This is a genomic window from Mycobacterium lehmannii, from assembly GCF_002245535.1.
GTDB lineage: Bacteria > Actinomycetota > Actinomycetes > Mycobacteriales > Mycobacteriaceae > Mycobacterium > Mycobacterium lehmannii.
Genome location: NZ_NKCN01000030.1, coordinates 33,110 through 44,685 on the forward strand (window position 1 = coordinate 33,110; position 11,576 = coordinate 44,685).

10 protein-coding genes are annotated in these 11,576 nt (G+C 67.6%); 3 read left to right on the plus strand and 7 right to left on the minus strand.

The genetic code is table 11. The annotated features are described in order from the left end of the window. Nucleotides 1–42: 42 nt before the first annotated feature. The 4 genes from CEX87_RS23940 to CEX87_RS23955 form a co-directional block, all read right to left on the minus strand. Complete coding sequence (locus tag CEX87_RS23940; protein ID WP_094289388.1) at nt 43–1,071, minus strand: zinc-binding metallopeptidase family protein; 1,029 nt, start codon at nt 1,069–1,071, stop codon at nt 43–45. After that, complete coding sequence (locus CEX87_RS23945) at nt 1,064–1,996, minus strand: transglutaminase family protein (RefSeq protein WP_064395408.1); 933 nt, start codon at nt 1,994–1,996, stop codon at nt 1,064–1,066. The genes CEX87_RS23940 and CEX87_RS23945 overlap by 8 nt, the downstream gene beginning before the upstream one ends. Next, nucleotides 1,993–4,653: a circularly permuted type 2 ATP-grasp protein gene (locus CEX87_RS23950; protein WP_094289390.1), complete on the minus strand. Its 2,661-nt coding sequence runs from the start codon at nt 4,651–4,653 to the stop codon at nt 1,993–1,995. Before CEX87_RS23950 ends, CEX87_RS23945 begins: the two co-directional genes overlap by 4 nt. Nucleotides 4,654–4,717: 64 nt before the next feature. Continuing rightward, the gene (locus CEX87_RS23955) at nt 4,718–5,185 is read right to left on the minus strand and encodes a winged helix-turn-helix transcriptional regulator (protein ID WP_064428408.1); all 468 of its coding nucleotides are present in this window, start codon (nt 5,183–5,185) and stop codon (nt 4,718–4,720) included. 94 nt (nt 5,186–5,279) lie between these two features. Between CEX87_RS23955 and CEX87_RS23960 the strand changes: the two genes are divergently transcribed. Then, entirely contained in the window at nt 5,280–6,461 is a 1,182-nt protein-coding gene (locus CEX87_RS23960) for a thiolase family protein (RefSeq protein WP_064395405.1), read from the plus strand. Between the two features lie 54 nt (nt 6,462–6,515). Here the strand turns inward: CEX87_RS23960 and CEX87_RS23965 are convergent, their stop codons facing one another. Continuing rightward, nucleotides 6,516–6,938 carry a nitroreductase family deazaflavin-dependent oxidoreductase gene (locus CEX87_RS23965; protein WP_064395404.1) on the minus strand — a complete coding sequence of 141 codons (423 nt, stop codon included), beginning with the start codon at nt 6,936–6,938 and terminating at the stop codon, nt 6,516–6,518. 57 nt (nt 6,939–6,995) lie between these two features. Between CEX87_RS23965 and CEX87_RS23970 the strand changes: the two genes are divergently transcribed. Next, nucleotides 6,996–7,787 carry an SDR family NAD(P)-dependent oxidoreductase gene (locus CEX87_RS23970; RefSeq protein WP_064395403.1) on the plus strand — a complete coding sequence of 264 codons (792 nt, stop codon included), beginning with the start codon at nt 6,996–6,998 and terminating at the stop codon, nt 7,785–7,787. Here CEX87_RS23970 and CEX87_RS23975 read toward each other — a convergent pair whose 3' ends face one another. Further along, on the minus strand, nt 7,788–8,657 hold the full coding sequence (locus tag CEX87_RS23975) for a DUF4436 family protein (protein WP_066809093.1): 870 nt from the start codon (nt 8,655–8,657) through the stop codon (nt 7,788–7,790). It lies immediately after the preceding gene. Between the two features lie 46 nt (nt 8,658–8,703). Beyond that, nucleotides 8,704–10,470, minus strand: a complete 1,767-nt coding sequence (gene aspS / locus CEX87_RS23980) for an aspartate--tRNA ligase (RefSeq protein ID WP_064395402.1) — start codon at nt 10,468–10,470, stop codon at nt 8,704–8,706. 76 nt (nt 10,471–10,546) lie between these two features. Between aspS and CEX87_RS23985 the strand changes: the two genes are divergently transcribed. Further along, entirely contained in the window at nt 10,547–11,434 is an 888-nt protein-coding gene (locus CEX87_RS23985; RefSeq protein ID WP_064428412.1) for an oxidoreductase, read from the plus strand. Nucleotides 11,435–11,576: the final 142 nt, after the last annotated feature.

Consider the following 11,576-nt stretch of genomic DNA (forward strand, 5'->3'; position numbering starts at 1 on the left):
TGTGCAAACACGGCCGCTCGCGGAGGTGTGGGGAGCGCGAGTTCAGGTCTGGGTGATCTCGTCCACGACGGTGTGGATGAACCGCATCTTCTCGAGCACCGGCACAGGCAGCACGAACGGGTAGAGATCTTCCTTTCCCATCGAGCGGTTGAGCATGTTCAGCGCCCACGACAGCGGGAGCCACATCTCGATGATCGCATCGAAGCTGCTCGGCCCCAAGACCTTTCGCTCGAACGTCGCCGCCGCGGGCGCGACCCCGAACGCGGCGGCGGTATCGAGGGTGTCGCGGATGTGCAGGTAGTGGGCGAAGGTCTCCGCCCAGTCTTCGGCCGGGTGCATGGTGGCGTATGACGAGACGTAGCTGTCCTCCCAGTTCGGGGGTGGACCGTCGTTGTAATGGCGGTCCAGAGCGGCTTGGTAATCGGCGTCGGGGTCGCCGAACAACTCACGGAACCGGGCGTCGTAGTCGGGTGACACGCTGACCAGGCGGTAGTAGTAATAGTGCCCGACCTCGTGGCGGAAGTGGCCGAGCAGGGTGCGGTACGGCTCGTCCATCGCCTTGCGCAACTGCTCGCGGTGCACGTCGTCGCCCTCGGCGAGATCCAAAGTGATGACACCGTTTTCGTGACCGGTGAACACCTTCTGGTGTTCGCTCGACAACAGGTCGAAGGCCAGGCCATAGTCGGGGTCTTCGTCACGGCCCACGATCGGCAGCTTGAGTTCGTGCAGTTCGGCCAATAACCGCCGCTTGGCGCGCTCGGCGTCGGCGAACGCCGCGAGCGCCTTGGTGTCGGAATCCTGCGGCCGGGTGCGGGTGAGGGTGCATGCCTCACACAGCTTGTGGACCGGGGCTTTCTCCACCAGCCAGTTGCATTCCGCCAGATGCATATTCGCGCACAGCTGATACTTCTCGCCGCCGACGAAGCCGGCGTGGTTCTGCTCGTCGCCGGTGGCGATGACCAGTAGCGCCATGTCATCGAGCGAAAAACCCAGCGGCCGCCCGCACGACAGGCACAGTGAGTTCTCGAAGGCGAGGCGCTGTCCGCAGTTGGGGCACAGGAAGTCACGCATGCAACACTCCCCCCTCGAACGGTTCGACGTCGACGGAGACGTCGATCTCGCTGCTCTGCGACTCGGTGTAGATGATGCCGCGCAACGGCGGGACGTCGGCGTAATCGCGGCCGTACCCGACGGTGATGTAACGCTCGTCAACCATCTGGTCGTTGGTGGGATCCAGACCCAGCCATTGGTTCTGCGGTGTCCACACGGCGGCCCACGCGTGGGTCGCATCGATACCGATCATCCGTTCCTTCCCGGGCGGCGGATCGGTTGCCAGATAACCCGACACATAACTGGCGGCCAACCCGTTGGCGCGCAGGCAGGCGATGGCCAGCCGTGCGAAGTCCTGACATACCCCTTCGCGTGCCGCCAAAACCTGGCTGACCGCAGTGGACACCGTCGTCGACCCCGAGCGGTAGGTGAAATCGGAATATATGCGGTGCGTCAGGTCTTCCAGCGCGTCGATCAACGGTCGTTCCGGCTCGAAACTGGCTGCCGCGTAATCGCGTAAGGCCGGCGTGATCTCGGGCGGCTGCAGGTCGAGGGTGAACTCGGTCGCCAACGCGGCGTCCACACCGACCGGGCGGGCGATCTCCCACGGCGCCAGCGCCGAACCGGCCCCGTACAGCGTGGGGGGCGGTGGGTCGACTTCGACCACCGACCGGCTAGTCACCGTCAGCGCCCGGTGGCGTTCGGTCACGTGGAAGTATGAGCTGATGTTGCCGTAGACGTCGCGGCTGGTGGAGCTGTCCGCGGCCGGTGGATCGATCTCGAGCTCGTGCGACAGGCAGCGCTGACGGGCCGTGTCCCGCGGGGCGAGGAAGCCACGGCCGTAGGAACTGGTGACATCGGCGGCGTAGCGGTACACGGTGCGGTGCGTGATGCGGTAGGTGCGGCTGGCCGCCGACGAGGTCGGGCCGTCGGGGAACGCGGTCACGGCATCAGCCTCCGCTCGTCCGGGCCCCACAGGTGTTGCATGCCTCCAGGCAGCGACAGATGGGTCGCCGTGATCACGGTCGCCAGTTCACGGAGATCTGCGTGCATTCCGTCGAGCAGCTCAGCCAACTCGACCCGCCTGCCGTCGACGATCTCCTCGAGATCGTCGGGGTCGAGTCGCCGTAGCCGCGTCGCGATCTCGTCGACCATCCGCTCGGGTCGCGACGAACCCGACGACCCGGGCAACGCCTTGAGGCCCGCGCGCAGCCGCTCCAGCTGGTAGGCCAGCGAGCGTGGGTTGTCGGCGTCGAACAGCACCAGGTCGGCGACCGCGGACATGCTGACCTTTCCGAACATCCGGCGCCGGTAGATGACTGACGACTCGCACACCACCAGAGTCGATTCGGTGATGGCCTGCTCGGCGCCCGGAGTACGGGCGGTGGTGAGCGTCGCGCTCAGCAGCGCGGTGAGGTTCAGGCCGCGTTCGATGCGCTTGCCGATGTCCATCATCGTCCAGCTGACATCGCGGATCATCGACTCCGCCGCCACACCGGACAGCGCCAGCATGCCCGCGAGGGTCAGACTGGCCGTCGCGGTGAGGAACGCCTCGCCCTCGGCCTGCGAATCGGGCGGCTCGTCGGCGGGACGGCCGGCCGACGACGCTGGTGGATGAAGCAGCGCCCGTTCCACAGCGGCCAGCACCATCCAGGTGTCGTTGGACATCTGGTCGCGCACCGAGCGGGTGAGCAGTCCGAGGCGTTCGACGGACTGCGCCAGCGATCCCGGGCGGTACCGGTCCGCGGTCAGCGACCACAGGGTGGACTGTGCGGTGGCGACCATCTCCGCGTCGTCGCCGTCGGCGCCGGTGTCGGTACCGGTCTGGTGGCCCAGCGCGGCCAGCAACACCGGCACGCATTCGCTGCCGTCCATGTCCCGGCGGTAATGAAATTCGTGGTAGCGCTCCCTGGTCACCGTGAGCAGCCGTGCCATGTGCTCGGCGCGTTCGGCGTAGCGTCCCACCCAGAACATGTCGGCCAGTACGCGCGGCGAGCTCACCGCGCGCGTCGGGCTCGGTCGGACCGCGGACAATTCGACCGGCGGCACCCGCTCCACGGTGACCCGCTCCGGTGCCCGAACCCAGACATCCTTGGCGGCAACGGTGTTCAGTGTGTACGCCGCATCGCCCGGTGCCAGCACGTAGCCGAGGCCGCCGATCATGGGCGCATAGCCACCGCGCTGAGCGACCGTGAACAGACGCATACCGACATTGGTCGCCGACAGGCCACCTGAGCCGACAACGCTTGGTGCAGAGGAGAACTGAGGCAGCTCCTGGCCGACCCACTGCCACGGTGTGGCCTCGATGCACTCGGTGAGCTGCCTGCGCTGATCGGCCGACAGGGCGGGGCCGACGATCCCACGGCCGCCGGCCACCGGTCTGATCAACAGCGACGACAGGTGGGCGAGAAGATGCGAGCGTTCGGTGCTGATGCCACCCCAGTACATCGTCGCGGTATCGAGCATCGGTGCCTCGCCGAGCAGTTGTTGCGAGAGTTCGGGCAAAAACCGTTGCAGTCCGGGGCTTTCGAGGACGCCGCTGCCCAACGTGTTGACAACCGCTACCGTGCCGCGGCGAAGCGCCTCGACGAGGCCGACGACCCCGATTCGTGAGTCCGAACGCAGATCCAGCGGATCGACGAAGTCCGCGTCCACCCGGCGCAGCACGACGTCGACACGCTTGAGCGTTCCCATCGAGCGCATCCACAGCTTGCCGTCACGCACGACCAAGTCGGCACTCTCCACCAGCGGGAAGCCCAGCACGCTGGCCAGGTACGCCTGATCGAAGGCTGTCTCGGAGTGGATGCCCGGGCTGAGCACCACCACAGTGGGTTCCTCGGCCGACTCGGGGGCGGCGTCAATGAGCGCCAGTCGCAGCGCCTGGGCCCACGGGGACGCCGGTCGCGGGCCGATCCTTTCGTAGAGGTCGGGAACCGCATGCGCGACGACGCGCCGGTCCGCCAGCGCGTAACCCGCCCCCGAGGGTGCCTGTGTCCAGTCGGCGTTGACACGGAAGCCGCCGTCGGCGCCGCGACTGACATCGCAGCCGTGCAGGAACAGCTGGTGGCGGCCGGGGACGTCGATGCCTCGCGCGGCCCGCACGTAGCCCGGATGGGCGAAGACAAGCGGGGCCGGCAGCACGCCGCTGGTGATCGACAGCTGAGGCCCGTACAGGTCGGTGAGGACCGCGTCGAGGAGTCGGGAGCGCTGCAGCAGACCGGGTTCCAGCACGTTCCACTCGTCGGCCGAGACCACAAGCGGCAGCGCGTCGAGATGCCACGGCCCCGGTTCGGTGGGCTCGTGACCGTGGGGGCCGGCCTGACCGAGCACCGAACCGCGCCTGTCGACCTGGACATAGGTGATGCCGTCGTTGTCGACCAGGCTGCGCACCACGTCACGCAGCTGGGCCAGACCGGGGCGGCCGCGCTCGGCGACGCAGTCGGCCACGTCCTGCCACCCCGGACGGATTTCGCCTGCGGCGCCGACGAACTCGTCGTAGCCGCTGCCCGCGCCCGGTCGCACGTCGAACAGCGCCTGCTGAATGCGTGCGGTGCGGTACCTGCCCAGCAGGTCGTCGGGGATGTTCGGTGCCGGTAGTGCCATCAGTGCAGAACGGTAACCGGTCAGCCCGGGATACGGCGCGGTGCGCTGTGCCGGCGATCGAGGCTCACCCCTCCAGCCGCACCGCCAGTTCCTCCAGCGGTACGCGGTGACCGTGGGCGCACCGGATCTCGACGGTGGCCTCGGCGCCGCACCCCCGGTGCGCAAGGCGCAACGGCGTGCGGTTGGGCAGATGGCGCCGGCCCCACTCGAACATCGCCCAGACCACCGGCATGAACTCGCGGCCGGCCTCGGTGAGCACGTACTCGTCGCGGCTGCGCTGGCCCGGCTCCTGATAGGGCTGCCGCTCCAGCAGACCGGCCTCAACCAGGTCCGAAAGTCGGGCCGCCGCGGCCGCTTTGGTGATACCGACCCGGCGCCAGAAGTCTTCGAAGCGGGTGGTGCCGTAGTAAGCCTCGCGCATGATGAGCATCGCCGATTTGGTGCCCAGCACCGCCATCGTCTTCTCGATCGGGCACTCCCCGACCGCCGACCACGCGTCCCGGTCGGCCAGCCTCCCCTGCAGAACTGTCATGGAATTCACCCTACCCCTGAGTTGTTCTATCTATACCTAGCTGGTATAGCTGGGTATAGATAAGTTCACTCAGCGTGGAGGGTAGGAGGCAGCAATGTCCGGATTCTCAGGTCGGGACGCCGTCATCGTCGGAGCGGTACGCACACCGGTCGGAAAGGGCAAGCAGAACGGCGCGCTGCACGATGTGCTACCCGTTGACCTGCTCGCGCACAGTCTCAAGGAACTGGTGGCCAGGACCGGCATCGACCCGGTACAGATCGACGACGTCATCGCCGGGGCGGTCACCCAGGTCGGCGACCAAGCGGTCAACATTGCGCGCAACGCGCTACTCGGCGCGGGGTTCCCCGAATCGGTACCGGGTACGACGGTCGACCGACAGTGCGGCAGCAGCCAACAGGCCATCCACTTCGCCGCCCAGGGCGTCATCTCGGGCGCCTACGACATCGTTGTCGCCGCCGGGGTGGAGTCGATGTCGCGAGCGCCGATGGGTTCCAGCGTGCTGCCCGGCAGCGATCCGTTCGGCGCGATGGCGCAGCGCTACCCCGAAGGCCTTGTGCCGCAGGGCATCAGCGCGGAGTTGATCGCCGCGAAGTGGGGTCTGTCGCGCCAACAGCTCGACGAGTTCTCGGCGGGCAGCCATGAGAAGGCCGCGACCGCGACCAAGGAGGGCCGGTTCGACGACGAACTGATCCCGATCGCCGGTCTCACCACCGACGAGATCATTCGGCCGGGCACGACCGTCGACACGCTCGCCGCGCTGAAGCCGGCGTTCTACAACCCCGCCTACGAGCAGCGGTTCCCGCAGATCGGCTGGGAGATCACCCCGGGCAACTCGTCGCCATTGTCCGATGGCAGCGCCGCGGTGCTGATCACCACCAGCGAGGTGGCCGCGCGGCTGGGGCTGCGTCCGCTCGCCCGGATCCACTCGATGACCGTCGTCGGCTCCGATCCGCTCTACATGCTGACCGGTGTCATCCCGGCAACGGAGAAGGTGCTGCAGCGCGCCGGGCTCACCCTCGCCGACATCGACCTGTTCGAGGTCAACGAGGCGTTCGCGCCCGTCGTCCTGGCGTGGGCGCACGACACCGGAGCCGATCTCGCCAAGACGAACGTCAACGGCGGCGCGATCGCGATCGGTCACCCGCTCGGTGCGTCCGGTGCTCGGATCATGACCACCCTCGTCAACGCACTGGAACAGCGCGGCGGACGGTATGCGCTGCAAACGATGTGTGAGGGCGGCGGCATGGCCAACGCCACCATCGTCGAGCGCCTCTGAACCGGGCGACTTGGGTGTAGTTGGTCGCGCTGACCGCGCTCAACTACGCCGAAGTCACGCCCTGGCGAGCTCGAAGACCGGGATGACCCGGCTCGTCTTCGCTTGGTACTCGGCGAACACCGGCGCATACTCGACCAGCTTCGGGTAGAGCTCGTCGCGCTCATGGTGCGGCAGCTCCCGAGCGGTGGCGTCGTAATCGGTGGTCCCGATTTCGACGTGGACCTTCGGATTCGCCCGGAGGTTGTGCGCCCACGCTGGATCTTTGTCGGAACCGGCGTAGGAGCCGACGATGTAGATCCTGTCCTCGAGTCGGAGGTACGCCAGCGGTGACACCCGCGGTTGACCTGACTTCGCGCCGGTGGTGTGCAGCAACAGGAGGTTTCCGCCCTCGAACGGCCCGCCGACCTTCCCGCCGTTGGCGCGGAACTCATCGACGATGCCTGCGTTGAAGTCCTTGATGTTGGAGATCTCGGTCACTCCCTCTCCAAGTGCCGGCGGACGCCCCCGTATTCCGCATCCGCATAATCGACGACCATGCGGGTGATCGTGACGGGCGGTAACAGCGGTGTCGGCAAGGCCACGGCGGCGGCTCTCGCAGCCGACGGCCACAGCGTGCTGATCGCCTGTCGCGATGTCGACAAGGGGCGTCTCGCGGCGGCCGAGATCGGCGACGTCGAGGTGGCCGCCCTCGACCTCGCCGACCTGGCCAGCGTGCGCGCGTTCGCCGATTCCGTCGAATCGGTTGACGTGCTGGTGAACAACGCCGGCGTGATGGGCATGCCGCTGACGCGCACGGCCGACGGTTTCGAATCCCACATCGGCATCAACCATCTCGGCCACTTCGCGTTGACGTCGCTGCTGGCCGACCGGATCACCGACCGGGTGATTTCGGTGGCCAGCGCGACGTATCTGTTCGCCAGTCTGCATCTGGACGACCTGAACTGGCACCGCCGCAAGTACTCGAAGTGGAGCGCCTACGGCGAATCCAAATTGGCCAACCTGCTGTTCGTCGCCGAGTTGGCCAATCGGGGTGTGCGCGCGTACGCCACCGACCCGGGCGCCACCAACACCGACATCACACGATCGCTCGGAATGGGCGAGCACAAGCGGATCCGGCGCCTGATGCACACCCCCGCGCAGGGCGCCCGGGCCACCTTGCAGGCGGTGACGACGGACCTGCCCAGCGGGACCTATCTGGCGCCGCGGTTCAATCAGCTCGGCAGGCCCAAGGTCACCAGGCTGCGGCCCAAAGCGGTGGATCCGGTGATGGCGCATCGACTGTGGGACGCGTCGGCCGAACTCACCGGCTGCGACGGGCGGCGCTGATCAGTCCTTTTGCCGCCACCACGCGACGACGTACAGCACCATCGCCGCAGCCAGCGCGATCAGCACCCACAGGACCACCGCCAGGTCGATCCAGGCACCCGCCGGCGGCGCCCCGGGCAACAGGTTGCGAAGCGGCACCACCGCGAACAACATCGCCGCGAACCAGGTCGTCAACGGAGGCAGGAACTTTCGGCGGCCAAGCACCGTCTCGATCGCCACGAACAACGCCGCCGCAGGCAGCGCAAGCAGCACCAGCAACACCCCGATGTCGAACGCGAGCGCTCCCCTGGTGCGCTCCATCGTGAACCGTACGGTCGGAATCGGGTCCGGCGCCGAATCGACGGTGCCGTTCTGGGCACGAAAGTCCCACCCGTTGATCTGCCCCGCCGCGACGATTCCCGCCGGGATGCGGCGTTGTTCGGCACCGTAGCCCGCAAAGGCCTCCACGCCGATGGTGTCGGTGGTGAACTTGTCGAACGGCCAGTCGTCGGGGTCGCCGACCGCGACGAGATGGGTGGCCGATTCACTGACCGACAGGTCACCGTGCACATAGATCAACTCGCCCGAAGCGGTCCATGAACTCAACCGGACCGTGAAATCGGCGGGCTCGTACTCCTGCAGGTTGGGGCCCGGGTGCATGAGAACGTCGACCGCCAGCCGGTTCTGGATCGCGTCCATCTGCCGCAAGCGGATGATGACGACGGATTCACCGGTGACCGACGGCTCTGAGAATTCGAAGTTGCGGGGCCGCGGCTCCAACAACGCATATCCGAGGAGCGATCCGACATAGACCGCCATCACCGCCACGACCGTCGTCACGACGGTGACCCGTCGCCGCCTGGGCGTGCCTGATGGCGCCGCACCTGTCACGCGCGGATCGTAGCCTCAGTCGCGCCGAACCTGACGCGGATTGGGATCAGTCGGTCTTCGGCTTGGCGTCGATCCCGGATTCCTTGCGTTGCTGCGCGGTGATGGGTGCGGGCGCGCCGGTCAACGGGTCGACACCACCACCGGACTTCGGGAACGCGATCACTTCGCGGATCGAGTCCGCACCGGCCAGCAGGGCGGTGGTGCGATCCCACCCGAACGCCAGACCGCCGTGTGGCGGCGCGCCAAAAGTGAACGCCTCCAATAGGAATCCGAACTTCTCCTCGGCTTCGGCCTTGTCGATTCCCATCACCGCGAACACCCGCTCCTGGATGTCGCGGCGGTGGATACGGATCGAACCACCGCCGATCTCGTTGCCGTTGCACACCACGTCGTAGGCGTCGGCGAGCACGGCGCCGGGATCGGTGTCGATGCGGTCCTCGAACTCCGGCTTGGGCGCGGTGAACGCGTGGTGCACCGCGGTCCACGCGCCGGAGCCGACCGCGACGTCACCGTGGGCCGTCGCCTCGTCGGCGGGCTCGAACAGCGGCGGGTCCACCACCCAGGTGAACGCCCATGCGTTCGGGTCGATCATGTCGAGCCGTTTGGCGATCTCGATGCGCACCGCGCCGAGCAGCGCCCGTGAACTCTTTGCCGGACCCGCCGAGAAGAACACGCAGTCACCCGGGGATGCGCCGACGTGCGCGGCGAGGCCGTCGCGCTCGGCGTCGGACAAGTTCTTGGCCACCGGACCGCTCAGCGTGCCGTCCTCGCCGACGAGCACATAGGCAAGCCCCTTGTGCCCGCGCTGTTTGGCGAACTCCTGCCAGGCGTCCAGCGTGCGACGGGGCTGGGAGGCGCCGCCGGGCATGACGACGGCCCCGACGTACGGTGCCTGGAAGACGCGGAACGGGGTGTCGGAGAAAAACTCCGCGCATTCGACGAGCTCGAGCCCGAACCTCAGATCGGGCTTGTCCGAGCCGAACCGGCGCATCGCGTCGGCGTAGGTGATCCGCGGCAGCGGAAGGGGCACGTCGTAGCCGATCAACCGCCACAGCGCGGCGACGATCTCCTCGGAGACGGCGATGACGTCCTCGGAATCGACGAAGCTCATCTCGAGGTCGAGCTGGGTGAACTCGGGTTGGCGGTCGGCGCGGAAATCCTCGTCGCGGTAGCAGCGCGCGATCTGGTAGTAACGCTCCATGCCTGCGACCATCAGCAGCTGCTTGAACAGCTGCGGGCTCTGCGGCAACGCGTAGAACGACCCGGGCTGCAGCCGTGCGGGTACCAGGAAGTCGCGCGCGCCCTCGGGGGTCGAGCGCGTCATCGTCGGGGTCTCGATCTCGACGAAGTCATGCCGTTCCAGTACTTCGCGGGCGGCGGCGTTCACCTTGGACCGCAGCCGGATCGCGTGGCCGGGCCCGTCGCGCCGCAGGTCGAGGTAGCGGTACTTCAGGCGCGCCTCCTCGCCGGCCTGCTCGTCGAGCTGGAACGGCAGCGGCGCACTCTCCCCGAGCACGGTCAGCGACGTCGCGTTGACCTCGATCTCACCGGTCGCGATCTCGGGGTTGGCGTTGCCTTCGGGGCGGATCTCCACCACACCGTCGATCGCGATGCAGAACTCGGCGCGCAGCCGGTGCGCCGCCGCGAGGACGCCGGCCTCACGGAACACGACCTGCGACACCCCGGACGCGTCGCGCAGATCGATGAAGATGACGCCGCCGTGGTCGCGCCGACGCGCCACCCACCCGGCCAACGTCACCTTCTGACCGGCGTCGGCGGGCCGCAACGATCCGGCGGCATGACTGCGCAGCACTGAAACTCCTGGAATTCGCCTGACAAGACAACTGCACAAGTGTAGAGGGGTCGAATCCGCCGGTAGTTTGGCGTTCATGCCCAGTCGCGTCGCGCTCGTCGGACCCGGGGCGATCGGATCGACGGTTGCGGCTCTGCTGCACGCGGCCGGCCACCCGGTGACGCTGTGCGGGCGGACGCCGCGAGACTCGATCGAGGTCAGGTCCGACGACGGCGAGCCGATCGTGGTGCCCGGTCCGGTGCTGACCGACCCGGCCGACATCTCCGAACCGGTCGACGTAGTGCTGCTGGCGGTGAAAGACACCCAGAACGAGCAGTCGGCCGGATGGCTCGCGAAGTTGTGCGACGAGCGCACCGTCGTGTGCGCGCTGCAGAACGGTGTCGAACAGGTCGAGCGCGTCGGCCGCTACTGCCCGTCATCGACGGTTGTGCCTGCGGCGGTGTGGGTTTCGGCGGAGCCGACGGAGCAGGGTTATGTCCGGTTGCGCACCGGGGCCCGCCTCGTGCTGCCCGACACCGACGGGGCGCGGACACTGTCGGCACTGTTCGCCGGCAGCGCCGTCACGGTCGAGATCGACCCGAATTTCCTCAGCGCGGCGTGGCACAAGCTTCTGGTCAACGCGGTCGTGGGGTTCATGGTGCTCAGCGGCCGTCGCTCGGGCATGTTCCGCCGCGACGACGTCGACGGCCTGGCACGGCGCTATCTGGCCGAATGCCTGGCTGTCGCGCGGGCAGCGGGTGCACAACTGGGCGATGAGGTGATCGACGGCATCGTCGGGCTGCTCGCCAAGTCCCCCGAGGACATCACCACCTCGATGCTGACCGACCGCGAGGCCGGCCGGGAGTTGGAGTGGGACATCCGCAACGGGGTGATCGCCCGCAAGGGGGCCGAGCACGGGCTGAGCACCCCGATCAGCGATGTGCTGGTGCCGCTGCTGGCCGCGGCCAGCGACGGGCCTGGCTAGACGTGGACTCTGACTAGATGTACCGGGTCATGAGGTTGGTAGCAGGCGTGTTGGCTTGATGTGAGGAGAACCTCCGGGTGAGGTGTGGCTTGTCTAGGTCCACCACCGTCCGGAGGTTCTCGTGTCCCACCGTAATGCCCGT